This is a genomic window from Bradyrhizobium sp. 482_C4_N1_8 (assembly GCF_052075965.1).
GTDB classification, from domain to species: Bacteria; Pseudomonadota; Alphaproteobacteria; order Rhizobiales; family Xanthobacteraceae; genus Bradyrhizobium; species Bradyrhizobium barranii.
Map to the genome: position 1 here is coordinate 8396516 of NZ_CP197231.1, position 25785 is coordinate 8422300.

Annotated in this window: 27 protein-coding genes; 13 read left to right on the top strand and 14 right to left on the bottom strand. The window is 64.6% G+C overall.

The window, feature by feature from the left end; translation table 11 throughout:
- Positions 1-11: 11 nt before the first annotated feature.
- On the top strand, positions 12-1589 hold the full coding sequence (locus tag AB7Z56_RS39855; protein ID WP_084795312.1) for a cation:proton antiporter: 1578 nt from the start codon (positions 12-14) through the stop codon (positions 1587-1589).
- An 86-nt stretch (positions 1590-1675) separates the two neighbouring features.
- Positions 1676-2446, top strand: coding sequence for a hypothetical protein (locus AB7Z56_RS39860; RefSeq protein WP_063985857.1), 771 nt, complete (start codon positions 1676-1678; stop codon positions 2444-2446).
- 166 nt (positions 2447-2612) lie between these two features.
- Here the strand turns inward: AB7Z56_RS39860 and AB7Z56_RS39865 are convergent, their stop codons facing one another.
- From AB7Z56_RS39865 to AB7Z56_RS39885, 5 genes are all read right to left on the bottom strand, one after another.
- Positions 2613-3419 (bottom strand): SDR family NAD(P)-dependent oxidoreductase, encoded by an 807-nt coding sequence (locus AB7Z56_RS39865; protein ID WP_063985858.1) that lies wholly within the window; start codon positions 3417-3419, stop codon positions 2613-2615.
- A gap of 90 nt (positions 3420-3509) precedes the next feature.
- The gene (locus tag AB7Z56_RS39870; RefSeq protein WP_063985859.1) at positions 3510-3923 is read right to left on the bottom strand and encodes a DUF1850 domain-containing protein; all 414 of its coding nucleotides are present in this window, start codon (positions 3921-3923) and stop codon (positions 3510-3512) included.
- On the bottom strand, positions 3884-5992 hold the full coding sequence (locus tag AB7Z56_RS39875) for a TRAP transporter permease (protein WP_063985860.1): 2109 nt from the start codon (positions 5990-5992) through the stop codon (positions 3884-3886). Before AB7Z56_RS39875 ends, AB7Z56_RS39870 begins: the two co-directional genes overlap by 40 nt.
- A 190-nt stretch (positions 5993-6182) precedes the next feature.
- The gene (locus AB7Z56_RS39880; protein ID WP_063985861.1) at positions 6183-7130 is read right to left on the bottom strand and encodes a TAXI family TRAP transporter solute-binding subunit; all 948 of its coding nucleotides are present in this window, start codon (positions 7128-7130) and stop codon (positions 6183-6185) included.
- A 209-nt stretch (positions 7131-7339) separates the two neighbouring features.
- Positions 7340-7819, bottom strand: coding sequence for a hypothetical protein (locus AB7Z56_RS39885; protein WP_063985862.1), 480 nt, complete (start codon positions 7817-7819; stop codon positions 7340-7342).
- 197 nt (positions 7820-8016) lie between these two features.
- Between AB7Z56_RS39885 and AB7Z56_RS39890 the strand changes: the two genes are divergently transcribed.
- A complete protein-coding gene (locus AB7Z56_RS39890) occupies positions 8017-8325 on the top strand; it encodes a hypothetical protein (protein WP_063986736.1) in 309 nt (102 codons plus the stop codon).
- Between the two features lie 162 nt (positions 8326-8487).
- Here AB7Z56_RS39890 and AB7Z56_RS39895 read toward each other — a convergent pair whose 3' ends face one another.
- From AB7Z56_RS39895 to AB7Z56_RS39905, 3 genes are all read right to left on the bottom strand, one after another.
- A complete protein-coding gene (locus AB7Z56_RS39895) occupies positions 8488-9861 on the bottom strand; it encodes an IS30 family transposase (RefSeq protein ID WP_354266075.1) in 1374 nt (457 codons plus the stop codon).
- A gap of 99 nt (positions 9862-9960) precedes the next feature.
- A complete protein-coding gene (locus AB7Z56_RS39900) occupies positions 9961-11175 on the bottom strand; it encodes a hypothetical protein (RefSeq protein WP_441256779.1) in 1215 nt (404 codons plus the stop codon).
- A gap of 56 nt (positions 11176-11231) precedes the next feature.
- A complete protein-coding gene (locus AB7Z56_RS39905) occupies positions 11232-11858 on the bottom strand; it encodes an NUDIX hydrolase (RefSeq protein ID WP_063985864.1) in 627 nt (208 codons plus the stop codon).
- Between the two features lie 71 nt (positions 11859-11929).
- On the opposite strand from AB7Z56_RS39905, the gene AB7Z56_RS39910 reads away from it, so the two are divergent.
- From AB7Z56_RS39910 to AB7Z56_RS39940, 7 genes are all read left to right on the top strand, one after another.
- Entirely contained in the window at positions 11930-12355 is a 426-nt protein-coding gene (locus AB7Z56_RS39910; protein ID WP_063986737.1) for a PaaI family thioesterase, read from the top strand.
- Between the two features lie 306 nt (positions 12356-12661).
- Positions 12662-13684 carry an aldo/keto reductase gene (locus tag AB7Z56_RS39915; protein WP_063985865.1) on the top strand — a complete coding sequence of 341 codons (1023 nt, stop codon included), beginning with the start codon at positions 12662-12664 and terminating at the stop codon, positions 13682-13684.
- Positions 13685-13696: 12 nt separating this feature from the next.
- Positions 13697-15013 carry a tetratricopeptide repeat protein gene (locus AB7Z56_RS39920; protein ID WP_063985866.1) on the top strand — a complete coding sequence of 439 codons (1317 nt, stop codon included), beginning with the start codon at positions 13697-13699 and terminating at the stop codon, positions 15011-15013.
- A 202-nt stretch (positions 15014-15215) separates the two neighbouring features.
- A complete protein-coding gene (locus tag AB7Z56_RS39925; protein ID WP_028147393.1) occupies positions 15216-15791 on the top strand; it encodes a hypothetical protein in 576 nt (191 codons plus the stop codon).
- A gap of 55 nt (positions 15792-15846) precedes the next feature.
- Positions 15847-16194 (top strand): DUF3088 domain-containing protein, encoded by a 348-nt coding sequence (locus AB7Z56_RS39930; protein WP_441256780.1) that lies wholly within the window; start codon positions 15847-15849, stop codon positions 16192-16194.
- Between the two features lie 133 nt (positions 16195-16327).
- Positions 16328-16903: a cysteine hydrolase family protein gene (locus tag AB7Z56_RS39935; RefSeq protein WP_231143675.1), complete on the top strand. Its 576-nt coding sequence runs from the start codon at positions 16328-16330 to the stop codon at positions 16901-16903.
- A 121-nt stretch (positions 16904-17024) separates the two neighbouring features.
- Positions 17025-17345 (top strand): hypothetical protein, encoded by a 321-nt coding sequence (locus AB7Z56_RS39940; RefSeq protein ID WP_063985868.1) that lies wholly within the window; start codon positions 17025-17027, stop codon positions 17343-17345.
- Positions 17346-17376: 31 nt separating this feature from the next.
- Here the strand turns inward: AB7Z56_RS39940 and AB7Z56_RS39945 are convergent, their stop codons facing one another.
- From AB7Z56_RS39945 to AB7Z56_RS39955, 3 genes are read right to left on the bottom strand one after another with little or no spacing between them, the layout of a single operon-like run.
- Complete coding sequence (locus tag AB7Z56_RS39945) at positions 17377-18645, bottom strand: flavin monoamine oxidase family protein (RefSeq protein ID WP_063985869.1); 1269 nt, start codon at positions 18643-18645, stop codon at positions 17377-17379.
- A 9-nt stretch (positions 18646-18654) separates the two neighbouring features.
- Positions 18655-19365 carry a RibD family protein gene (locus tag AB7Z56_RS39950; RefSeq protein ID WP_063985870.1) on the bottom strand — a complete coding sequence of 237 codons (711 nt, stop codon included), beginning with the start codon at positions 19363-19365 and terminating at the stop codon, positions 18655-18657.
- 19 nt (positions 19366-19384) lie between these two features.
- The gene (locus tag AB7Z56_RS39955) at positions 19385-20047 is read right to left on the bottom strand and encodes an FABP family protein (protein ID WP_063985871.1); all 663 of its coding nucleotides are present in this window, start codon (positions 20045-20047) and stop codon (positions 19385-19387) included.
- A gap of 204 nt (positions 20048-20251) precedes the next feature.
- Between AB7Z56_RS39955 and AB7Z56_RS39960 the strand changes: the two genes are divergently transcribed.
- Together AB7Z56_RS39960 and AB7Z56_RS39965 are read left to right on the top strand one after the other, a co-directional pair.
- Entirely contained in the window at positions 20252-22312 is a 2061-nt protein-coding gene (locus AB7Z56_RS39960; RefSeq protein WP_283017757.1) for an ATP-binding protein, read from the top strand.
- A gap of 899 nt (positions 22313-23211) precedes the next feature.
- Positions 23212-23439 (top strand): DUF3551 domain-containing protein, encoded by a 228-nt coding sequence (locus tag AB7Z56_RS39965; protein ID WP_084795314.1) that lies wholly within the window; start codon positions 23212-23214, stop codon positions 23437-23439.
- A gap of 125 nt (positions 23440-23564) precedes the next feature.
- On the opposite strand, the gene AB7Z56_RS39970 is transcribed toward AB7Z56_RS39965, so the two are convergent.
- The gene (locus AB7Z56_RS39970) at positions 23565-23690 is read right to left on the bottom strand and encodes a hypothetical protein (protein WP_256376437.1); all 126 of its coding nucleotides are present in this window, start codon (positions 23688-23690) and stop codon (positions 23565-23567) included.
- Positions 23691-23846: 156 nt separating this feature from the next.
- Between AB7Z56_RS39970 and AB7Z56_RS39975 the strand changes: the two genes are divergently transcribed.
- Positions 23847-24230, top strand: coding sequence for a PLDc N-terminal domain-containing protein (locus AB7Z56_RS39975; RefSeq protein ID WP_028147401.1), 384 nt, complete (start codon positions 23847-23849; stop codon positions 24228-24230).
- Positions 24231-24904: 674 nt separating this feature from the next.
- On the opposite strand, the gene AB7Z56_RS39980 is transcribed toward AB7Z56_RS39975, so the two are convergent.
- Positions 24905-25396, bottom strand: a complete 492-nt coding sequence (locus tag AB7Z56_RS39980) for a hypothetical protein (protein WP_063986738.1) — start codon at positions 25394-25396, stop codon at positions 24905-24907.
- A 114-nt stretch (positions 25397-25510) separates the two neighbouring features.
- On the bottom strand, positions 25511-25666 hold the full coding sequence (locus tag AB7Z56_RS39985; protein WP_187387828.1) for a hypothetical protein: 156 nt from the start codon (positions 25664-25666) through the stop codon (positions 25511-25513).
- Positions 25667-25785: the final 119 nt, after the last annotated feature.

Sequence of the window (25785 nt, forward strand, 5' to 3'; positions counted from 1 at the left end):
GGTGCTAGCTTGTGGCACGGCCAAAATCGGTTTCGGGGATCAACGTGTCGACATTCGAATGGATCATCGTGCTTCTGCTCGGCGCCGTTGCATTATCGGCGCTGGCGCGGCGGATCAAGGTCCCCTACCCGACCTTTCTCGCCATCGGCGGCGCGCTGATCGCCTTCGTGCCGAACAGCCCCTCCTGGACGCTCGAACCCGACCTCGCCTTGGCACTTTTTGTCGCACCGGTGCTGATGGATGCCGCCTTCGACACCTCGCTGCGCGATCTCCGCAACAACTGGGTTCCGGTCTCGACCCTGGTGGTCGCCGCGGTCGGCCTGACCACGGTCGGCGTGGCCTTCGTCGCGCACCGGCTGATGCCTGACATGCCCTGGGCCGCCGCCATTGCGCTCGGCGCCATCGTGGCCCCGCCGGATGCCGCGGCAGCGGTTGCAATCCTGAGCCAGGTCAAGCTGCCCTATCGCATGGTGAAGGTCCTGGAGGGCGAGAGCCTGCTCAACGACGCCAGCGCGCTCCTGATCTATCGCATCGCGGTCGGCGCTGTCGTCATGGAGCATCTGAAATGGAGCGAGGTCGCGCCGACGATCGCACTCGGGCTGGTCGGCAGCGTCCTCGCCGGTCTTTTGGCCGGGCGCATCATCCCGCTGTTCCTGGAACGCGTGAAGGAAGCGCCGAGCGCGATCATCGTGCAGTTCGCCACCACCTTCATGGTCTGGATCGCAGCCGAGCATCTCGGCCTCTCCGGCATCCTCACCATCGTCGTCTACGCCATCACCGTCGCGCGCACGGCGGGGGCGCGCATGCCGGCGCGGTTACGGGTGCCGTCCTATGCGGTCTGGGAAACGATGGTGTTCGTGCTCAACGTGCTCGCCTTCATGCTGATCGGCATGCAGATGCGGCCGATCTGGACGCGGCTCGACGCGGAGGTGCGCTGGGAATATTGCGTGGCCGCAGCCTGGATCCTGCTCACGGTGGTCCTGGTGCGGCTTGCCTGGATCACGTTCTACCGCGCGACGCTGCGCGTCCTGATCGCGCACGGGCTCTATCATCCGAAGGATCCCAAGCAGGTTGCCTCGCCGAAGGGTGGCCTCATCATCTCCTGGTGCGGCATGCGCGGTCTCGTCACGCTCGCCACCGCCTTCGCCTTGCCGGAAAACTTCCCCTACCGCGACTTCATCGTCTTCATCGCCTTTGCGGTGGTGCTGGGCTCGCTGGTCATCCAGGGCCTGACGCTGCGGCCGCTGATTCTCGCCTTCGGCCTCAAGGACGACGATCCCGTCGGTATCGAGGTCGCGCGCGCCCGCGCAGTCGCCTATCGCGCCGCGCTCGATGCGATCGAGGACGATCCGTCGGAGGAGGCGGAAATCCTGCGGCTCGAATACCGCGCCATCCTGATGCAGGCCGACGACGATCCGCACGGCGGCATCGCCAGCGGCGAATTGCCCGCCGATCCGCTGCGCCGCCGCGCCATCGAGGCCGCGCGCAAATCGATCCTCGGCCTTCGCGATACCGAAGTGATCGGCGACGACGCGTTTCACCGGATCGAGGAAGAGCTCGATCGCGCAGAATTGAGCGCCGACGGTTAAACTCCGCTCGAGCGTTGAGCGGCGTGCCGGCCTATCCAGGTGGTTAGGAGCTTGAACCAAACACCGCCTCTCCAGACTCATTCCAGATGACGACCTTGATCGACGACCGTCGTGTACGCGCGCGTGATGCGTCGCCTGCACGATATTTTTATCTCAATATGGCACTGGCCTGCGCAGCCACCGCGTTTCTCGGCTTCGCGCCGACCTATTTCGTACCGCTCGCGCAGCGGACGTTTTCGGCGAGCCCGGTGATTCATTTTCACGGGCTCCTGTTCTTCACCTGGTCTCTCTATTTCGTGATCCAGACCTGGCTCGCGGCGTCGGGCCGCGTGGTCAATCACCGCGCACTCGGGATTGCCGGCGTGTCGCTTGCGACCGCGATGACGATCTTCGGCTTCCTCGCCTCGGTGCACGTGATGCAGCACGCCGCCGCACTTGGGCAGAAGGATGCCGGCATCGGCTTCTCGATCGTGCCGATGAGCGGCATCGCGTTCTTCGCGGTGGTGTTCGTGCTCGCGATCGTGAACACGCGAAAGCCCGAGATTCACAAGCGCCTGATGCTGCTTGCCGCGGTCTCGATCCTCGATGCCGCGATCGCGCGCTGGTTCATTACCTTCCTCGCGCCTCCCGGTCCTCCCGGCCCGCCGCCGGTGCCCGTCACGATCGCCCCGGCCGTGGTCGCGTCGCTCCTGCTTGTCGTCGCCATGGCGCGCGACTGGCGCACCGATGGCCGCGTGCACCCGGTCTACATTTACGGCACGCTCGCGCTGCTGGCGGTGAAGGTGCTGAACTGGCCGATCAGCGAGAGTGCGGCGTGGCATTCGTTTGCCGGCGGGATTCTGGCGCTGGCGCAGTAGTCACCGCTGTCGTCCCGGACAAGCGCAGCGCAGATCCGGGACCCATAGCCACAGGACGTGGTTTGGCGAAGACTCGGAGTTGCTAGCTCGCGCGGCAACTTCGTCCTGTGGCTATGGGTCCCGGGTTCGCGCTTTGCGCGTCCCGGGACGACGACGGAAATTGGAGCTACGCCCCCGCCTTGCACGTGATCCCGCCGTCGACCACGAGCTCGATCCCCGTCACATATTTCGACTCGTCCGACGCCAGGAACAGCGCGGCATTGGCGACGTCCCAGGCCTCGCCCATGTGCCCCATCGGCACCTGCGCATCGCGGGCGCGCCACATCGCCTCGACGTCGCCCTTGGCGTAGCTGTTCGCGAGACCCGCGGAATGCTCCACCATCGGCGTCTTCATCAGACCGGGCAGGATTGCATTCACCCGCACATGGTTCTTCGCGAACTCGATCGCGGTCGAGCGCGTCAGCTGGTTCATCGCGGCCTTGCTGGCGTTGTAGCTGACATAGGAAATCCCGACATGCCGGATCGAGGCGATCGAGGAGATGTTGATGATCGAGCCGCCGCCCTGCTTCACCATCACGGGGACGACGTGCTTCATGGCGAGATAGGCACTCTTGAGGTTGACAGTGAAGACGCGGTCCCAGCTCTCCTCGGCGACCTCGACCACGCTGCCCATCTCGGCGATGCCGACATTGTTGTCGAGCACGTCGATGCGGCCATAGGCCTTCAGGCACGCCGCCACCATCGCCTCGATCTCGCTCGCGCGCGAGACGTCCGCGGTGAAGGCAGTCGCATTGCCGCCCTCACCCGTGATGATCTTCGCTGTCTCCTCGGCTGCCGCACCGTTGCGGTCGACGCAAAACACCTGCGCGCCCTCGCGCGCAAAGGTCACCGCGGTCGCCTTGCCGTTGCCCCAGCCGGGCCCGATCGAGCCGGCGCCCACCACCATCGCAACCTTGCCCTTGAGCCGATCCATCGCATTTCTCCCTTGCTGTTCTTGTAGCCCGGATGGAGCGCAGCGCAATCCGGGGCGACTGTTCCCGGATTGCGCTTCGCTTCATCCGGGCTACGGATCGTTACAAATCTTCATCGTCGTGACGTTAGCACCGATCGGGTGCCCGACAATCTCCGACAACGTCCGGCACTTCCCGTCATGGCATAACCGCCATTCCCCGGCCGCACCCGAATTGCCGAGCACGACCTCCGGCATCGGTGCACGCTGCGGCTGCCATTGAAACCAGCCGTCGACGAGCCGCGCCTCGGGCGGCGGCTCCATGCCGGGCCCGGTGCCCTTGACGCGCGCCTGCACCAGTTCGAGGCCGGCAGGCGTCACGCGCCAGTCCTCCTGCCAGTCGACCTTCGCAATCGAATGCGTCCACACCAGCGTGAAGGCGGAAAGCGCGAGCGCTTTCACGCCTGAAGCTGTTGCGAAACAGAGGCTCACACCGCCTCGACAATTGCCGGCGGACGCTGCCGCCATTGCCACAGCACGAGCGCGGCGGAGAGCAGGAAGCCCACGGTGTCGCTGAAGGCGAAGTCACCGAGCAGGCAGAGCGCGGCGCCGAGCGCGAGCACGCGTTCGAGCAGCGTCATGCGCGTGAACAGGAAGCCGATCGCGACCATGCCGAACAGGCCGATCGCCACCAGCGCCTTGAAGGTCGCGAGCGCCACCGCGCCGTAGAAGCCGAGCTTGGCCGCCATGGGGTCGCCGGCCTGGAGCATCAGCGCCGGGGAATAGACGAAGATGAACGGAATGACGTAACCGGCAAGCGCGATGCGCATCGCCTCCCAGCCGATCTTGTCCGGATTCTCCTTCGCGATCGGCGCCGCCGCCAATGCGGCGAGTGCCACCGGCGGCGAGAGGTCGGCCATGATGCCGTAATAGAACGCGAACATATGGCTCGCGATCAAGGGCACGCCGAGCTTCGCCAGCGCCGGCGCGGCGAGCGCGGCGGTGATGATGTAGGTCGGGATGGTCGGAATGCCCGTGCCGAGCAGGATCGACAGCAGCATGGTCATGATCAGCGCCAGGAACAGGCTCTTCTCGCCGAGACCGATCACCCAGCTGCCAAAAATGGTGCCGACGCCGGTCTGCGACATCATGCCGATGATGACGCCGACGATGGCGCAGGCCATACCCACCGTGATCGCCGACTTCGCACTCTCGGCCAGCGCATTGCGGCATTCGCGCAAGGCCGCGAACCCGCCGCGCACGAACGCCGTGATCACGATCAGCCCGACGACGACGCTCGCGACCGGCACGATCTGGAGACCGTCGCGCGACAGCGCGCCGACGACGAGCGCAAGTCCGATCCAGAAGATGGAGCGGACGACCATCGAGGAGGCGCCGGCCGTGATGCTGGCGCCCAGGATCAGCGTCACCGTGAGCGCAAGGCCCATGCTGCCGGCATAGAGCGGCGTAAAGCCCTCGAACAGCATGTAGACGAGCGCCGCGAGCGGCAGCACGAGATACCAGCGCGTCACCAGCGCCTTCCAGGCACTCGGAATCTCCGAGCGCTTCATGCCGACGAGGCCGTGCTTGCCGGCTTCGAGATGGACCATCCAGAAGGCGGACGCGAAATAGAGGATGGCGGGGATCGCCGCCGCCTTGACGATTTCCGAGTACTGGACGCCGAGCGTCTCCGCCATGATGAAGGCGACCGCGCCCATCACCGGCGGCATGATCTGGCCGCCCATCGAGGCCGTCGCCTCGACACCCGCCGCAAAGGCGCGGCGATAGCCGAACTTGATCATCAGCGGAATCGTGAACTGGCCGACCGTGACGACGTTGGCGACGCCGGAGCCGGAGATCGTGCCCATCATGCCCGAGGCGAACACTGCGACCTTGGCGGGGCCGCCGCGGGTCCTGCCAAATAGCCCAAGAGAAACGTCGGTGAAGAGCTGGATCATGCCGGCGCGCTCCAGGAACGAGCCGAACAGGATGAACAGGAAGATGTAGGTCGCCGAGACGTAGATCGGCACGCCGTAAAAGCCTTCGGTGCCGAACGACAGATGCGTGACGATCTGGTCGAAGTCATAGCCGCGATGGTTGAGCGGCGACGGCAGATACTGCCCGAAGAACCAGTAGACGAGACATGCGCCGCACATCAATGGCAGCGCCGCGCCCATCAGGCGCCGCGTGCCCTCGAAGATCAGCACCGCGAGCAGGGTGCCGACCGCGAGATCGAGCCTGGTCGGATCGCCGTCGCGCGCAATCAGGTCGGCATAGAAGATCCACTGATAGAGGCCGCAGAAGAAGCCGGCGCCGCCGATCACCCAGCCGAGCGCGCGACCGACATCGCTCTTCGCGGTGAAATTGGCGATCAGGCCGAAGGTGAGGAGAACGAGGAAGCCGACATGGACGCCGCGCACCACCTGGCTCGGCAGATAGTTGAAGGCGGCGACATAGAGCTGGAAGGTGGCGAAGGCGATGCCGATCCAGTAGGCGAGTTGGCCCCACCAGCCCGGACCAAAACCTTCCGGAAAACCGTGCTCGAAATTGTCGAATTCAACCTTGATGGGCTCTGCGGAGCCCTCTGCCTGCAACATGCCCGTATCCCCGCGCCCATCATCTGCGGCGCTTATAACATTGAGCTTCCGCTCGCCACACCGTCATGGCCGGGCTTGTCCCGGCCATCCACGGCTCACGGCGCCTCCAAGAACGTGGATGGCCGGGACATCTGCGCGAAGACGCGCTTCGCGCTTTTGCCCGGCCATGACGTCCGATAACGAAAGCTGACTACTTGATCAGCCCTTTTTCCTTGTAATAGCGGATCGCGCCGGGATGCAGCGGAACCGGGCTGCCGGTGGCGGCCGCCTCGAGCTTGATCTCCTTGCCCGCGGCATGGGCGTTCTGCAATTCGGGCAGCGACTCGAAGATCAGCTTGGTCATCTGGTAGGCGAGGTCGTCCGACACCGCGGAGCTCGTCACGAGATAGTTGACCACGGCCGCGGTCGGCACGTCCTTGTCCTGGCCGGTATAGGTATTGGCCGGAATGATTGCCGAGATGAAGGGCGGGCCGATCTTGTCGATGGTCTCCTTCGGCACCGACACCACGGTGATCGAGGCCGAACTCGAGAGATCCTTCAGCGAGGCGACGCCAAGGCCGGCCGATTGAAGCGTCGCGCCCAACTGGCGGTTCTTCATGAGGTCGACGGATTCGGCGAACGGCAGATATTCGACCTTGCCGAGGTCCTTATAGGTCATACCTGCGGCCGCGAGGATCGCACGGGAATTGAGCTCGGTGCCCGACTTCGGCGCGCCGACCGAGAGGCTCTTGCCCTTGAGGTCTGCGAGCGTCTTGATGCCCGATTCGGCGGTCGCGACAATCTGGATGTAGTTCGGATAGATCGCGCCGATGGTGCGCAGCTTGTCCAGCTTGGACTTGAAGCCGGCTTCCTCGTCGCCCTCCCAGGCGGCTTTGAGCGAGTCACCCAGCGTGAACGCAATTTCACCGCGGCCCTGCTGGAGCAGGATCAGGTTCTCGACCGACGCCTTGGTGGCCTGCACCTGCGTCTTCACGTTCGGAATCTTGTCGCCGTAAATCTTTCCGATCGCGACCCCAAGCGGATAGTAGACGCCGGAGGTGCCGCCGGTCAGCACGTTGATGAAGGATTGCGCATGCGCGCAAGGTGCCGACGCCGCCAGGGCAAGAGCCGCGGCCGCGCCGAAAATCGTCCGTTTCATGGTTGTTGTACTCCCCAAACCGGCCGGGAAATTGGCCGGATGGGGGAAGCGGGTCAACCCATCCAAAAGTCACAACAGGACTGCGGTAAACGGCTGACCCGGCTCGATTTTTGGGGAACCCGCGGGTGCGGCGAGGTGGCGCAGTCAGGGTCTGGCGCGTGTCTCGCCGCGCTGGCAAGCCTTACTGGCAAGCTCTTGCTGGCAAGCCCTTATTGGAAGGTCATGTCCAGGCACTTGGAGATGTCGGAGCCGAGGCCGGAGGAGATGATGATGCAGCCGCGCACCTTCTGCGCGGTGACGTCGGCGGCCCAGACCGAGTAGCCGCCGGGGCCGAAGAACGAGTTGGTGTTCGGCGGTTCGGTCTCGGTCGCGTCGAAATCGTATTTGCCGTCGGTCTCGAAGATGCGCGGCTTCTTGGTGCAGCCGCCGTCGGTCTGGACGTTGATGACTTCCTTGTTGTCGCGGGTCAGCGCGAGCGAGACCTGGCAGCGGAAATATTCCGAGGTCTTGGTATTGAACAGGTAGGTGTAGGACTTGCAGGTCGCGGTGTTCAGCTTGCCCGGGGCGAGGCCACGGCTGCACGAAATCCGCTGGTTGTGGCTGAGCTGGTAGTCATCCGCCCGGGCGGCGGGCGCCAGCGCCGTCACCAACAGCGCGGCGGCTGAGCAGGCTTTCACGACTTGGTTCATCCGAATCATCCCCCTACCAATATTTTTGTCGAATTGCGTTCTAGACTGAAAGCGGAACATAGTCGCGCGGGGACGAAGGGAAAATCACAAACTGCTGGGCAGGACGTGATGCGCTGCGGCGCTTTCGCAAATTGACCTGTAAACGCCGTTCGTGATTTGTTCAAGATGGCAACCCCAACGATGGGGAGGATGGGATGATGGCATTTTCAACGAAGACATTTGCACTTGCACTCACAGCAACGCTCGGCGCATTCAGCGCACCCGCATTGGCGCAGACCGCGGCAACGCCCTGGGAGCTCAAGCCCGACACCGGCTATGCCTATGACAAGGAAGGCAAGACCTTCTCCTACAAGATGGGCACCAACAATGCCGGTGAACTCCTGAAGGGCGCCAAGAAGGTGCCGAAAGGCACGCTGTTCTTCATCGGCCACAACGGCCAGCTCTACATGCGCAGCGGCCCGTATCTCGAAGGCGACGGCAAGTTCAAGTTCGGGTCGGATCAGTAAGGGGCGACGGCCAACCCAAGCACTCGGTGTCATCACCCGCCTTGTGCGCGCTTGCGCACTGGGGCGGGTGATCCAGTATTCCAGAGGCCGTTGTGCTTCAATCGAGAGGCTGCGGCGTACTGGGCGGATTCAATCGGTCGTCGCAACACCAATTAATTTCACTCATGACAGCAGTTCGTCAAGCGCCTCCGCTGGCGTTTTCCAGCCTAGTGTCTTTCTCGGTCGGGCATTGAGGGCCGCTGCCACAGCGGATATTTCGTCGGCGCTGTGGATGCTCAGGTCTGTGCCTTTCGGAAAGTACTGCCGCAGCAATCCGTTGGTGTTCTCGTTAGTGCCGCGCTGCCAAGGGCTTTGCGGGTCGCAGAAGTAGACCTGGATACCCGCATCGATCTTGAGACGATCGTGCTGAGCCATTTCGGCTCCCTGATCCCAAGTCAGCGATCGACGCAGTTCTTCGGGTAAGGTGATGACGGTGCGCGTGATCGCATCGCGCACGGCTTCGGCCCCGTGTCCCGCGAGCGCAGGTCCGTTCTTCACGCGCGGAGCTTCGCCATGCCCCGCCAACCGGGGAAGGTGCAATAGCATCGTGAAGCGCGTCGTGCGCTCGACCAGCGTGCCGATTGCCGAGCTGCCAAGACCGAGGATGAGGTCTCCCTCCCAATGTCCCGGCACTGCTCGATCGGCAGCTTCAGCAGGGCGCTCACTGATCATGATCTCCGGGGAGACAAAACCCTTGCCTCGCCTGCGTACGCGCGCTCTGGGCATCCGTAATACACGCCCTGTTCGCAAGCAGGCCGTCAGCTCGCGGCGTAGCGCCCCACGGCCCTGGACGAAGAGAGCTTGATAGATAGCTTCGTGGCTGATGCGCATCGTCTTGTCGTCCGGGAAGTCGATCGGCAAGCGTCGGGCAATCTGCTCGGGGCTCCAGGCTTTGGCCCATCGCCGATCCTTGCGCGGGCCATGCCGGCGCCCCTTCCACGGAACGACGGGACCAAGAACGGGAGCGCCGCTCGGGGCTACGACGTCGCCAGCAAGTCTCTCCTGCACATAAGTGCGCAAGGTTGCATTGAGCGCAAGCTTGGTCGGCTTGGGCCGGCGGGCGGATCGATCCGCATGCCATTGGGCAGTTGTTGCCCGATACTCCAACCCGCCGCCGCGGGTGGCCGCGTTGCGCCGCAGTTCACGGGAGACTGTCGAAGCAGCCCGCCCCAGGCGACGTCCAATCTCCTGTATGGAATGGCCCTGCACCTTGAGCAGTGCGATCTCCTCGCGCTCAACCAACGAGAGGTACCGCCCGGAGAGCGCATTTGCCGAAGATCTGAACATCGCTGGTGGCATGCCGCCCGCCTTTCGGAATAATCTGCCTCCGACAGGTTGTGACAATCCGGCTTCCAGCGCAGCATCTTCGCTACTTAGCCCCGCGGCAATCGCCCGCCAAAATTTATTCTGTTCATTGCGTCCTGCAACAGACGGCCGTCCTGGCGATGGCAATGGGGCTCGTCCTGATTGCGCCGATCGGCGCCTTACAATGTTCATCGCAACCTCAAACCTCCGAGTGTTGCGACGACCGATTGAATCCGCCCTGGATGCCCCGGTCAAGCCGGGGCATGACAGCGGAGGATGTGGCAGCGAGGACTAAAACGCCCCCGCCAGCTCCCGCGCGCCGGCATTGTTGCTGTTACTGTCCATCCGCGTGTCCGTCACCGCCAGCAGCTTGGCCACCGTGTTGTGACGGATCGCGACCGGGTTGCGCTCGTAGCCGCCGCGCTGGAAGAAGTTCGAGGTCGGCACCTGCTCGCGCATGGCCTGCGGCATCGTCACCATGTCGAGACCGGTGCCGTCGCCGGTGAGGTTCATCATCTCGAGCTCGGCGGCGGTGAGCAGCCGGGTGTAGCCCTTGGTGCGCGCGAACAGCACCGAAGTCAAAAGCTTATGGGTTTGCAGCATCGGGCCGATATCGATGTCGAGCACCATGGCATGCATGGCCCAGCCCTGCGCGGTGTTGCCGATCTTCTCGTGCTCCGACCAGGTGTCCGGCACCGATTTCGCCTGCGCCACCATCTTCTTCAGCACGGCAAGCTTGTGCTCGAGCGGCTGGCGCGCCGGTCCCGACGTCCGCGCCACCTTCTCGGAGAGCGCACGGATGAGTTCATGGCCCTGCTCGGCCAGCAGCTCGACGCTGTTGGTGGTCAGGAGCTGGTTGTAGCCCATCGCGGTCGAGATCGCGCGCTTGCCGCCATGCTCAATACCCGCCTGCACATCGTAATTGCCGGTGCCGCCGGTCTCGAACGAATAGACCCGCACCGCCTGCTCGCGCGTCAGCCCGGAGGCGAGCGCGTAGCGCGCATAGGCGCGCTTGAACTCGACCTCGCTGGACGGCCGCTGCGGCGTGAACTGATAGAGCTCCCGCGCCGCTTGCAGGAGATCGGCGACCACCGGTATCGGCTTTCTGGTCGGACGCTCCGGCGTTTCCTCCGGCTCCGGATTCACCGGCCGCTTCGGCCCGTTATAGAGCGGCGGATGCTGCAGCACATAATCGTCAAGCGTGACCTGCTGTCCGCTGCGCCGCTTGGCGTTGCGGCCTTTCCGCTTCTCGGAGATCTGGCTCCAATAGGCACCCGCCTCTTCGTCGAAGGCCCCGCGCGCCGCCTGATATTCCTGCAGCTTGCGGCGATATTCGAGCACGGCCGGCGACGCCCCACCTTGCGCAAAGAACTGCGACAAGAGCTGGGCCTTGGCATCGCGGACGGCCGGCGGCAGCGCGTCGGCCTCGCCGCCCTGCGCTGTGGGCGCGAGCAGGACGATCGCGAATGGAACCAGCGCGAGATGTTTTCGAATCGAGTGATGCATGCTGCCCTCTTAGCAGGCATCCGGTAACCGTCACGTTAACGCGCCGTTTACCATCGTCACTTCCAGGCGAACACCGGCTGTTCCAGCTCGGTGACGCGGGTGTGACGTCCCGCCAGCACCTCGCGGAACTGGTAGATCAACGCCGCGGTCGGCGCGTGAATCAGGCTCGTCTCGTGATGGAAGCGGATCACGCGGCGGGAGCTTTCGGGAATCGCGATGAAGTCGAACGCGTCTTCATGCTCGATCGTGGCGAGCGCGATGCGGTGGACCGAGGCGACCTCATCCGGGTTCGGCCGGATCGCGGCACTGTCGGCCGTCCAGACCACCACCGGCGTGATCAGATAGCCGGAGCGGGTCGGATAATCGTCGAGCGTGCCGAGCACCTCCGCGTGCGAAAGGCGGAGGCCAAGCTCCTCATCAAGCTCGCGCAGCGCCGCTTCGACCGGCGTCTCGCCGGCATCGCAGCGGCCGCCCGGCAAGGCCCATTGGCCGCGATGGGCGCGCAGGTGTGACGCGCGCAGCGTGAGCAGGAATGCGGTGTCATCGCCGTCACTCGCCGCGGTCAGCGCGACCGCCACCGCGGCGCGTTTCAATGCGGCCGGCGCATCGTCCTCCGGCAGGCGCGTGAAGGCCGCGCAGGCAGCCGCGATATTCCGCCGTGTGGCATCGTCGAATGGTCTCATGATGCTTGACTACACCACGTCAGGCCCCGATGAAATGAGCTCGCAAGGCCCGCGCAGCAATGGACGACCACATGACCAACAAGGCCGCCGCAAGGCTCAAATCGGACGGCTGGAGCATCCTGGAGACCACGGGCTTCTTGCACCTGATCGGCCCCTTGTGGGAGCGCAAGGTCGACGGCCATTACGAATTCGCACTCGCCACCGAGGACAAGCACCACAATCGCCGCGGCATGGTCCAGGGCGGCGTGATGATGACGTTCGCGGACCGTACCTGCGGCATGACCGCCCGCTACGTTTCCGGCAAGGAGTTCATGGCGACGGTGCAGCTCGACACCCATTTCGTCGAGGCCGGCCAGATCGGCGACATCCTGATCTCCCGCCCCCGCGTGGTGCGCTCGACGCGCAGCCTCATCTTCATGAGCACGGAAGTGACGGTGGATGGTCGCTGCATCGTGATGGCGAATGGCGTGTTCAAGATCTTGAAGGGGCCGGGGTAGCGTCGCGCGGTCGGGCTGCCGCTCTAACTACACCCACCGCTGTCGTCGCCCGGCTTGACCAGGCGACCCAGTACGCCGCAGCCTCTCGGCTCAATCACAGCCGTCTCTGGAATACTGGATCGCCCGCCTTCGCGGGCGATGACAGCTGAGAGTGCGGCAAGCGCCCTCCCCAATCTCGTCATTGCGAGCGCAGCGAAGCAATCCAGTATCTCTCCGCGGATGCATCTCTGGATTGCTTCGCTGCGCTCGCAATGACGGAATTAGCTGGCTATGCTGCCAGCTTCGATAGCGTTGAGGAAACAGCCCATGCAATACCGCCAGCTCGGCCGCACCGGCCTGAAAGTCTCGCCGATCTGTCTGGGCACCATGATGTTCGGCGGACCTACCGATGAAGCCGCATCAAATCGGATCATCGCCAAGGCGCATGAGGCCGGGATCAATTTCATCGACACGGCGGATGCCTATTCGAAGGGCGGCTCCGAGGAGGTCGTCGGCCGCGCGATCGGCAACAACCGGCACGCCTGGGTGCTCGCCACAAAACTCGCCAACCCCATGAACACTGGTATGGGCGACGATCCCAACCGTGTCGGCCTGTCGCGCCGCTGGGTGTTGCAGGCCGCCGACGAGAGCCTGAAGCGGCTCGGCACCGACCACATCGACATCTATTATCTGCACAAGGAAGACCATGCGACACCGCTGGAGGAGACGGTGCGCGCGATGGGCGATCTGATCCGCGCCGGCAAGGTGCGCTATTTCGGCGTCTCGAACTACCGCGCCTGGCGCGTCGCCGAGATCTGCAACATCTGCGACCGGCTCGGCATCGACCGGCCCGCGGTGAGCCAGCCTTATTACAACGCCGTGAACCGCATGCCCGAGGTCGAGCACTTCCCGGCCTGCTCCTATTACGGCCTCGGCATCGTGCCCTACAGCCCGCTGGCGCGCGGCGTGCTCACCGGCAAGTACAAGCCCGACGCCGCGCCGGACAAGGAGACACGCGCCGGCCGCAACGACACCCGCATGATGCAGACGGAATGGCGGCCGGAATCGCTCCAGCTCGCGCAGGAGATCAAGACCCACGCCGAGACGAAGGGCATCACCGCCGGCCAGTTCGCGGTCGCCTGGGTGCTGAACTCCGCCTTTGTCAGCTCGATCGTCGCCGGCCCGCGCACCGAGGAGCAGTGGGACGGCTACATCCGCGCGCTCGACTACCGCTTCACGGCGGATGACGAGGCGCTGATCGACCGGCTGGTCGTGCCGGGCCATCCCTCGACGCCGGGCTACAACGACCCCGCCTATCCGATCGAGGGACGCCGCGCGCGGACGGCTTGAGAGCTGAAGACGATGACGGCGCACGAAGACCGCTACGGCCTTTCGCTCTCGACGTCTTCGCACGAGGCGGCAAGCGCCTATCGCGAAGGCGTCGATCTCATGCTGGCCGGCTGGACCGGCACGGCGGAGGCGCTGGAGCGCGCGATTGCGGCCGATCCGGATTTCGCGCTTCCCCACATCGCCCGCGCCCGCGTGCATGCCTTCTATCAGCAGGGCGATCTCGCCCGGCAGAAGGCGGCTGTGGCACGCGAACGCGTCGCCAAGCGCGGCACGGAGCGCGAGCGCTCGCATGTCGAGACGCTGGCGCTTGCGATCGAGGGCCGGCTGCCCGAGGCGATCGCATCGACGCTGAAACACGTCGACGCATGGCCGCGCGACGCCGTGGTGCTGTCGCTGCCGCTCGGCGCGTTCGGCCTGTTCGCGTTCTCCGGCATGCCCGATCACGACCGCGCGCGGCACGAGCTGTGCGAGCGCGTCGCGCAGCATTATGGCGAGGACTGGTGGTTTCTCACCATGTCCGGCTGGGCCATGACCGAGAATGGCGACGTCGCGCGCGGTCGCGGCGTCACCGAGCGTGGCTTCGACCTGCGCCGTCAGAACGCCCATGCCGCGCACGCCGTGCTGCACGCGATGTTCGAGGACGGCTCGATCGACGCGGCTGATCGCCTCGTCGACGAATGGATCCCCTCTTACGACCGCGCCGGCATCCTGCACGGCCATATCCGCTGGCACCAGGCGCTCGGCGCGCTCGAGCATGGCGATGCGGCGCGCGCGCTTGCGATCTATGCCGACGTGCTTCAGCCCTCCGCCACGAAGGCGCCGCCGCTCAACGTCGTCACCGACGGCGCCTCGCTGCTCTGGCGCCTGTCGGCTTACGGCCACACCGTGCCGGAAGCGCTCTGGCTCGAGGCCGATGCCACCGCGCAAAAACTGTTTCCGAAATCGAGCCTGCCCTTTGCCGACGTCCACATGGCGCTGTTCGCTGCGGCGACGCAGAACCAGGAGGCGCTCGCCGCGCGCCTCGCGGCGATCGAGCAGCGGCTCACTGAGGGCAAGCTGCCGGCCGGTCCCGTGGTGCCGGCGATCTGCCGTGCGCTCGTGGCCTTTGCCCGCGAGGATTACGCCTCATGCGTGCGAACGCTCGCGCCCGTCCTCGGCGAGGTCGTGCGCATCGGCGGCAGCCATGCCCAGCGCGAACTGATCGAGGATACCTACATCGTCGCGCTCATGCGCAGCGGTGAGCTGCCCCGTGCCCGCGCGCTGCTCGACGCCCGCCTGCACCGCCGGCCCTCGCTTCGCGATACGCGCTGGCAGGCGGCGACCGTTTAGCTCTGCCACGAAAAAAACATCGGTCTGGCAGCAAGTGGCCTGCTAGGACGGGATGGGGCGATCGGATGAATCGCCGATGGGTGGTGCGGTGGTATTCCAGTCGGGTCTAGCTGAACAAACGGGATCGCAACCAATTTGTGGTTCGCTCGTTGTTGAGCGGAACTTTTCCGCCGCCGTGGCCCCCTGGCATACGAGCCTGATGATGCGCCTCCGCCGACCGGTCCTCGCCGCGGCCCTCGCGATTCTCGCAAGCCCTTGTTTTGCCGAGTCTTCCGCGCCCATCCCCGTCAACAACCCGCCGGCGCAGAACGCCTTCATCGACCTGCTGGCGCTGATGTCGGGCCACTGCAAGACGCTGAAGGTCGCGGGGCGCACCTTCGCGTGCAAGACGGTGGCTTACGCCCATGGTGACAAGGGCCGGGTCAATTTCGCGGTCGCCGTCGACGATCCCTCCGACGCCAACCATGTCGTGTCGTTCTCCGGCGAGAACGGCCAGCGCGCGGACGACAATTCCTACGAGCTGCGAATCGACCGCATGCTGCTCAATTCCAAGGACAGGCCCAAGGTCGACGGCCTGCCGGTGCCGGCTGAGCAGACCTCGACCGGCGTCTGCCGCCAGACCGGCAATTTCGCCGCAAGGAAGGTCACGGACGTCACCTGCACGGCGACCGACAGCGAGGGCCGCCGGTACGAGCTGCTGTTCGTCTCCGACGGCAAGCCGGTGAGCGTGCGCCGCATCCGGCAATCGTCGCCATCGATCCAGGATCCGTTCAAGTAACGGCATCATCCGCTGCTGTCGGCATGTATGATCGCGCCATGCTTTGGAGCGATTCATGACTCGCGACCGCCTGTTTCTGCTGCGCCCTGGTTTCGAGGACCCCGCCTTTCCGGGCCAGCGTTTCTATTGCTGGCATTGCGCGTTGATCGAGGGCGTGCTCGCCTCGTTTCCGCAGCTCGCCGAAAAGCTCGACGTTGAGCGCATCGCATGGCCGCGGCCAAGGCTGTCGGCGATCGCGCTGGTCGGCGAGGAGAACCAGTCGCTGCCGCTGCTCGTGCTGGCCGACGGGATGACGTCGCCGCACCAGACCGGCAGTCACCACGGCCGCGCCTTCATCGCCGACAAGGACGCGATCCTCACCGTGCTCTCCGAACGCCACGGGTTTCCCGATCCGCATCCGTGAGGGCCGCGCACTCGCGCAGCTCTCTGCGTCCGGGGCACGAGAGCTGTCGCGAAACGAGGGAAAATCGACATTGCCTGCCACGTCGGTCGCCCCGCATACTTCGCGCAGCAAGCAAGTCTGGAAGCCGCTCCTCATGATCAGCCCCCTCCCCGCCCTCGTCGTCGTCGACGTTCAGCGCGCATTCGACGAATGGGAGGCGGCCGGCAAGCGGCGCAACAATCCGGACGCGGTGGCGCGCATCGCCGATCTGCTCGCCGCATTCAGGAAGCGCGGCGCGCCGATCTTCCACATCCGCCACGAAGGCACCAAGCCGAACTCGACGTTCCTGCCGCAAAACTCCGGCTACACGGTCAAGGGCGAGGCGCGCGAAGCGCCGGGCGAGGCGGTGATCGTCAAGCGCGTCAACAGCGCCTTCATCGGCACCGATCTCGAGACGCGCCTGCGCGCGGGCAACATCACGACGCTCGTGATCTGCGGCGCCACCACCAATCATTGCGTCGAGACGACGACGCGGATGGCCGGCAATCTCGGTTTCGACGCGAGCCTCGTGCGCGATGCGACCTGGACCTTCGACCGGATCGGACCAGATGGCGACAAGCATTCGGCTGAAGAGATTCATGCGATGACGCTGTCGAATCTCAACGGCGAATTTGCGCGCATCGTCAGCGCCGCCGACGTGATCGCTTCGCTCGAAGCGATGCGACAATAGATCGCGCCACATCGTTCACACGTCGATCGGAATTTCGTCTGCGTCGTTTCGACGCCCGCACTGGTCGGAACGCAGCGGACAGCCATCTGTTATCACGCGACTTCTCAACTGGAGTGATGACATGAAGTATCTCTTTGTCGCGATGGCTGTGGGTGCAGCGGCGCTCGCCGGCGGATCCACGGCCAACGCGGCGGGCAAGGCCAGCGCAAAGCAGAACGCGCCAGCCGGCCAGTCCACCGACATCAGCGCGCAGCACAGGCACCACCACCACGGCCATCGCCATCACCAATGGCGCCATCACCATCACGGCTACTATCGTCCGCACTACCGGAGCTACGGTTATTACCCGCGGCACCACGGCTATTACGGCGGCGGACCGTACGGCTATTATGGTGGCGGAGGTCCCGGCGTGACGTTCAGCTTCGGCGGCGGCCGCTGGTGAGACATTAGGCCCGCCTTGTGCGGGCCTTTTTTCATCCTCGCAAAATCATCTCCGCAGTCTCCAGCCCGCTCGCCAGCGCCGCCTCGACCGTCCCCATGTCGCGGCCGCGATAGAGCGCTTCACCAGAGAACAGCACCGGGCCGTCGGCGCGCGCGAGGATCGCCTGGGCCTCGCGCGTCCGCGGCGTCGCCCAGGAATAGGCGCCGCGGGCGAAGGGATCGTGCAGCCAGTTGGTCGCCGCAGCCGCCACGAGATCGCGCGCGATGTCGCCCCGCGACACGCCGAAGATGGCCGCAAGCGAATCGACCCCGGCATCGATCAGCCCTTGCCGATCGAGCTTCGCAAGCTCGGCCGTTCGCGGCCCGCCGAACCAGCCGGTGAGCACGGGATGCTCGTCCGGATGCCGCGTCCACCACACCGGGATCGACTGGTCCGACAGCAGGAAGGTCATGTCCGCGAGATCTTCGCTTCGCTCGCGCCACCACGGCCGCGCGAACCGCAGCAGGATTTTTATCACGCTGCCGAAGCCGATATCGTCAGCTGCCGCAGCCTTCGCGCGTGCGGGCTCCGGAAGCGCGATCTCGCGCAGCAACGGCAGCGGGACGGTGAGGATCACGCGATCGCAGCCATGCACGTCGCCGCCGGCACAGCGGACGGCCAGCGCGCCGCCCGTCTCCTCGATCGTCGATACCGCGCAGCCGAAGCGAAACGTCACGCCAATCCCGCGGCACTCGCTCGCCAGAAAATCGATCAGCGCGCCGTAGCCGCCGACGATGCGCGCCTGGGCGTGATGCCCGCCGTCCATCCATTCCTCGCGCAGCGCCAGCGTCGAGGCGCGCTCGGGGTCGGCGGCGTCGTAGCCCTCGACCATGCGCTCGATCGAATGGCGCAGCTGGTCATACCCAGGCCCGGCGAAGTGGCTGCGGAGGAAATCGGCAACCGTGAGATCATCCCTCAACGCCCCCAGCGCGGCGTACAGCTCTGCCTCGTGCGGATCGTGACGGTCTTCGTGCGAGAGCCTCGTGCCGTCAAAGCTCCACTGGGTGCCTTCGATCTCCTGCAGCGACAGTCCCGCCTCGCGCACAAGCTTGCGCGTGACCGGCGCCTCGCCATGGACGAATTCGGCGCCGCCATCGGCGGGGTAGCCGAACTCGGACGCCGGCAGCGGATCGATGCGCCCGCCGCAGCGCTCGCGCGCCTCCAGGATCGTGACCGTCCTGCCCGCACGTGCCAGCTCGCGCGCCGCCATCAGCCCGGCCGCGCCGGCACCGACGATGACGATGTGCTCCAATTGTCCCATGCCGATGCCTTACTTGGGCATCGCTTGCGGGTCGTTCTTGATCAGATAGCGCAGCAGCAGAACGCCACCGCCGAGGTCGCGCGTGCTCTCCAGCGTCATCGCGGCGAGCGGCGCGCGCTTGTCGCTGTCCGCGTCCGTCGAATCGAACACGAAGGGTGCGCCCCTGGCGCCATCGATCGCGGGGCTGAGGATCAAGTTGAATTCGTCGATGAGGCCGGCGCGCAGGAAGGCGCCATTGGCGACGCCGCCGCCCTCCACCAGCAGGCGCTTCACACCCAACTCCCGATGGAGGATGTCCAGCGTCAGTGCGAGGTCGATCTCGGACTTGCCGGCGAAGATGTAGGACACACCCTCGTCGCGCAGCCCCGCCAGATGCGAATCCGGCACGCCCTCGGTCAGCACCACGACGATCGGGTCACCGCCGATGTCTGACCGGCCCCAGCCGATCTTGCCCTGCGCGTCGAGCACGACGCCGTAGGTTTTCGCATCGCGCCGCGCGAACCAGCTTTGGCGGGGAAATGTCTCGCCCGCCGTTGCAGGATAGGGCTTGCCCTTGGCGAACTCGGAGCCGGTGACGCGGCCGATCACCCAGGCGTCGCCGCCGAGTTCGTCATGGATCTTCTCGAACCAGTCTGTGCCCGCCCCCTTCGGCCGCCAGCGGCTGGGATGCGTGCGGCCGTCCAGGCTGGAATGCATCAGGCAAATGACGTAGGGCTTCATGCAATTCTCCGGGTACGCTTCAGGCCGCCGATCCATCGCGCCCGGCGCGATCCTTCACGATCACCGCGAGCGGATTGAGTTTTGGCGGCGCGACGAGCTTCAGCGTGTTGCTGTCGTGATGGTTGAACGGCGCGCCGCGCACGAACAACTCGGTCTGGATCAGATAGCTCCAGCTTCCGTCATCGTTGAAGGTGATGTCGCAGCGATAAGAATCGGTGCGGAAGGCCTGTTCCAGGAAATCGGTCGAGCAGATTCCGTAAGCGGTATCGCCGCGCTTCGCCGTGACCGATATCTTCCTGTCATCCGGCCCGGCCTTGCCCGAGGCGAGCAAGACCTGTCCGCGCGGAATCGCGAGCGTCTGCATGATCAGCCCGGTCGCGGGCTCCCACAGCCAATAGCCGACCTGGTCGTGGAAGGTGATGTCTTCCTCGGGCGTGTTGATGTGGATGTGATAGCGCAGCCCGTAAAACAGCTGCGGCCCGTTGGCCTGCGGGTCGATCGGGTCCATGCGGATGCGCTCGATGAAGGTCCGCCGCTCCGGCCCCTCCGCCTTCGGATTGATGTCGATGCCCTTGTCCGCCTGCCAGCTCCCTGCGAGACGGCGGAGCGGGCCGAGATTGGCAAGGCCGTCGGGCGAGACGTCCTCGGGTTCGGTGAAGATGTCTGCGGGAATGGGGAGCATGGGAACCTCGCGTCAAGTTGCGGGGAGCAGCAATAGCACAAGGACGGCGGGAATCGACTGGAATGGAACCAGAGCGCGCGCCGGGTGTTATCTGCGCTTGAGTACGAGCCCTCGAAATACCGGCTCGAATGGGCAAGGACGCCCGTGTCACGCGTAGCGGGGGATCCGGTGCTGTCTGAGAAGGCTGCTCGGCGGTCAATTGAAATGGGCTTCCTCGCTGACGGAGGCAAGCTGGGCGCGATGATGAGCGCCCGCGACTGGTCGGATTCACCGCTCGGTCATCCCCGCGATTGGTCTCAGGCACTGAAAACGACGGTCAGCATGCTGCTGGCCGCGCAAGCCCAGATCGTCCTGTTCTGGGGGCCCGACTTCGTCGCGCTCTACAATGACGCCTACGCCCCGGGCATCGGCGCCAATCACCCCCGCGCCCTCGGTCGCCCCGCGATCGAAAACTGGGGCGAGCTGTGGGACGATCTCGAACCGCTGCTGTCAGGCGTGCGCCGAACCAGAAAGACGTTCGCCGCCAAGGATCGTCCGTTTTACGTCGAGCGCCACGGCTACGGCGAAACCAGCTACTGGGACGTCTCCTACTCAGCCGTGCGGGACGATGACGGCTCGGTCGGCGGAGTGCTCTGTATCGTGTCCGAGACGACGGAGCGCGTGCTGGGCGAGACGCGGCTGCGGGCGAGCGAAGCGCGATACAGGGAGCTGACTGCGACCCTCGAACAACGCGTCGCCGAACGGACCGCCGAGCGTCATTTGCTGGCGACGATCGTGGAAACCACCGACGGACAGATTCAAGCCCTCGATCTCGATTATCGCTGGCTCGCCATCAACACGTCCTGCGCCGATGCCTATCAGCGCATCTACGGTAAGCGCCCGCGGGTCGGCGATTCCCTGCACGAATTCCTGGCCGACCGGCCCGAGCATCTCGCTGCGGCAACCACGGTCTGGAGCCGGGCGCTGGCCGGCGAAGCCTTCACCAACATCGAGGAGTTCGGCGATCCCCGGTTCGACCGCCGCGTCTACGAGTTGAAGTTCGAGGCGCTCCGCGCTCCGGACGGCACGCGGATCGGCGCGTTCCTGACCGGGGTCGACGTGACGGATCGCCTGGAGGAGCAGGCGCGGCTCGCGCAGGCCGAGGAGGCGCTCCGCCAGGCCCAGAAGATGGAGGCGATGGGCCAGCTCACGGGCGGCGTCGCGCACGATTTCAACAATCTGCTCACGCCGATCGTCGGCCTGCTCGACCTGTTTCAGCGCAAGGGCATCGGCGGCGAGCGCGAGCATCGCCTCATCGCCGGTGCGGCACAGGCGGCCGAGCGCGCCAAGACGCTGGTTCAGCGCCTGCTCGCTTTCGCGCGCCGGCAACCGCTTCAGGCCATTCCCGTCAGCATCGGTCTCCTCGTTGCCGAGATGGGCGACCTGATCTCGAGCACGACCGGGCCGCAGATCCAGGTCACGGTGGACACGCCGGAAGACCTTCCCGCGGCCATGGCCGATCCCAACCAGATCGAGATGGCGATCCTGAATCTCAGCGTGAACGCCAGGGATGCCATGCCCCACGGCGGCAAGTTGCGCATCTCGGCGAAGGCGCGGACGGTTGGAGACTCTCACAATTCGGAGTTGGCACCGGGCACCTATGTCTGCATCTCTGTCGCCGACACCGGCATCGGCATGGACGAGTTCACGCTGGCCCACGCCGTCGAACCGTTCTTCTCGACCAAGGGCGTCGGGCGAGGCACCGGTCTTGGCCTCTCGATGGTCCACGGCCTTGCGTCACAGCTCGGCGGCGCGCTGACGATCAGGAGCGCCGTGGGGGCGGGGACGACGGTCGAGCTGTGGCTGCCGGTCAGCCACGCCGTCGCGGGCGCCATTGATGCCGTCCCGCAATCAAAACTGCGGCCACAGCCCGTCGGCACGGCTCTGCTGGTGGATGACGAACCGCTGGTGCGCATGAGCACCGCCGAGATGCTGGGCGAGCTCGGCTACAACGTCGTCGAAGCCGGCTCGGCGGAGGATGCGCTTCAGCGCGTCAGGGAAGGCCTGCGGCCGAACCTGCTCGTCACCGACCATTTGATGCCCGGCATGAGCGGCACAGACCTCGGCCTCGCGCTGCGCAATCAATATCCCGAGCTCCAGATCCTCGTCGTGTCGGGCTACGCCAACAACGAAGGCATCACGCCGGACCTGTCGCGGCTGACGAAGCCGTTCCGAAGCGATGAGCTGGCGGCGAGCCTGGCAGGCTTGGCGAAGGCGGGGCGGTAGGCGACGCAAGCGGGCGAGCAGCTCGCATGAGCGAAAGCGACATGCCGGTGCGATGACATGTATCGGCGATCACGCCGTGATGATCGATGCGCGGGCGACTGTACCCCAGTCCGATCGGAGGAGGCTGCCCAGCGGACGAACCCCCTCAACCCCAGCCGCATCTACTTCAACGCCAGACTCTGGGCGTGAACTGAGAAGACCGAGGTGGAGGCCCGCCGGTTCACGCTGGCGGGCTCGCTACGTTCTGAGAGCGTCAACCGCGTGGGCGACGAGAACGCCGATGCTGAGTACGATCAGGCAAATAATCGCCGCTTGAAATAACATCGGAGTAAATCCCGTGGGCCAGGGTCGGCTTTTATAAGCCCTCACATTCCGCCAGCATTTGGCCACCCAGAAGGCGCTTCGGTGTCCGCCTCGTTACAAGTATGCAAGGTTCATTGGCCTTGCGCGACGACGTCTCACCCCTTCAAAGCGGTGCGAGAATCTACCAGTCGATCAGCAGCACAACGATTACTAACATGGCGTAGATAGTCCTGCGGCCGATCCGGTTCATTGAAGAACCTCATATTCAAACGCCACGCCCTCGGGATCGTTCTCCCCGAACCATGTCTCTGCGGCTCCATCTGGCGCGACATCGGCGCCCGCCTGCCGCAGGCGGCGCAGATGAAACGGGGCTCGCTATCCGAAAGCCGTACGTCATCCGGCCAGCGGTCCGCATTCAAGGACACGCAATGGCAACTGTTACGTTTACCTACAAGCGGTTCCGAGCCTGAATAGCATGAGCGCTTTTCGCGCCAGGTAGCATCAATAAACGCCCCAGCGTCTGGCAAGGGCTTTTACTGGCGGTATTCCCCTCGCGCCGCCGGTATATTCACCTCCATCCATCCACGGAGATCGATATGCATCGTGTCGCTCCGATGCTGACGTTACTCACTGCCGCTGTATTCCTTGCTTTTTTGGAGCCGGTCCGAGCTGCCGAGGCGGATCGATACTGCCTGCGAGGTCGCAATTGGGGCTTTCCGGGCAATTGTCAGTTCGCCACCCGCTCGCAATGCCTGGCTGCTGCTTCTGGCACGAACGCATATTGCGGCATCAACCCGCGCTATGCCGCTCCGCGGCGGCGCTAATCACCGCTCGGAGCTATTCGGCGGCACGGCATGGCAGAAGCGGTCAATCAAGGAAGGCCCCAATGCGAAAGCTTGCACTGTTCGTCATCCTGCTCTCGTTCGCAGGAATGGTCCCTTCCAGCGAATCATTTGCTCAGAGTGCGCTTCGAGGTGCCGTCATCGGTGGTGCTGTTGGTGGTCGCCGCGGCGCTGCCATAGGGGCGACGGCCGGAGCCATCGCGGGCGCCCACCGGCGACATCAACATTGGCATCGATATTATTGGAGGAACGGCAACTGCTGGTACCGCTCGACCAGCGGAAGGTCGCACCGCGTGTCGCATCGGTACTGCCGTTGAGCCTTCGCGTAGCGGGCCGTGCGACTGGCCTACAGAAAAGATCGAGAACGGCAACTCAATAAGGAGATCGCAATGTTCTTCGCTCAGGAAGGATTCACATATCGAAATTTCCTGATGGATATAATTGCTGTATTCGCATTTGTCGTTTGGTTCTGGCTGCTCATTGTCATCTATGGCGACCTGTTCAGGCGCCACGACATTTCCGGATGGGGTAAGGCACTGTGGGTGCTTGCACTTGTTCTGACCTCCTACCTCGGCATCTTTGCTTACCTCATCACCCAAGGCAGGGGGATGGCGGAACGCAGCGCCGAGCAGGCTCAGCGGGCGCGCGAGGAGTTACGGCACATCGTCGGCTTTAGTGTCGCCGACGAGCTTTCCAAGCTCGATCAGCTCAAAAAATCGGGATCCATAACCGACACCGAGTACGGGCGCCTTCGCACCAAACTGGTCTCCTAACCATCGGTGAGGGAAGCGGGGAGGCCCATGATGTTCGCAAAGCCTTTTGGCACCGTTGGAGCTCTTATTGCTGGCTTTGCAATTGCGTGGACTGAAAGCGCGCATGCGGAAATATTCATAACAACCGCCACCATATCGCAGGGCGAGTTGGTCATCGTCGGAAGAGTAAGACGGCCCCGCGAGTCCAGCGTGGAAATCAAGATCAGTCCGAGCAAAACCGTGAAAGTCGAGAGCACTTCGAGCGGAGGATTTCGGTGGATTGGACCGGAGTTTCCATCGACTTGTATTGTAAAGATCACGTCCGGACCAGATACGAGAGACGTGGTGATACAGAATTGCGGCCTCCCCGGGCCAGCGGGTCCTCCAGGGCCGGCCGGACCTGCAGGCCCGATCGGACCGCCCGGGCCCAAAGCGAATTAGAAGGCAGACTTCGTCTTGCGGGTTTGCAGGTTGCCCACCGGATCGCTCTCGCATCAACAATCGAGGTGTCGGTTCGAAGTTCTGACGGAGCGCTACTGAGCATTATTGGGCTTGGTCGCGTTTTCGACCGGAACCGCAGCGTGCGATGATAGGTACCGGCGATCACGCCGTGATTATCGATACGCGGGCGACTGTGCCCAGTCCGATCGGAGGAGGCTGGCCTAGCCGACGAGCCTCCTCAACCCCAGCCGCCCCTACTTCAACGCCAGGCTGCTGCAATACGCCGAGGTCTCGCCCGATCGCCAGCCGGTGACCCGTCCGGCTTCCTTGCACTCGTCGTAAGTCTTGAAGTTGCCGACGTTCCGGCACGTGAAGGAGTACACGCCGCCCGAAGCGTTGCAGCCGACCCAGGGCTGATTTCCCGTCTTGAAGCTCGATTGGCAACCGCCGGCACAGCTGCTCGTTTCGCGTTCGAGCTTGGCGAGCCTCGCGGCATCCGACATCGGCGCCGCCGCGGCCGTCGATGTGGCTGGCGATGTCCGATACCCGGTGCTGCGGATGGCCACGTGATGCGTTGGCTTGTGCGGCCTCGCCACCTGTCTCGGCGCGTCGACCGTGATGCTGGGAAGCTGAGTCTCGGTGGGCGTCGGTTGAGACATTGCCGTGCCGCTCAGGCCGCACAGCAACAGTGCAATCGATGGGAATGTGACAGCGGGACGCGCAACGAAGCGTGACGACAACGTCATGGCCATGTCCTTCCAGATGCGGAGGGACAGTCCATTCCATCCCCCGAGACGAGGATATCACGCGCCGATTGAAGTTGCATCGCCGAACCCTGCAACTTGATTCGGCCGCTCTCGTCATCCGTCCGTGGTGATCAACCACTGGAAGAACGTCATCAGAACGGCGACCGCGATGGCGACGACGATGAGGTTTGGCTCCTGGAGCGGGCGGAAATCATCGTTGCATTCCGCCTTGAAGCGGGCGCAGCCATGAATGAGCATCGTCAGCAGCACCGCGCCCGCTAAACCAAGGTTCGCGCTCAGCCACGATGCGTGGCGTTCGTGAAATAGGCCGGAGAAATTCGCGTCAGCGGATGCCGGAGAACGAGGGCAAACACCAGGATGGTGCCCAG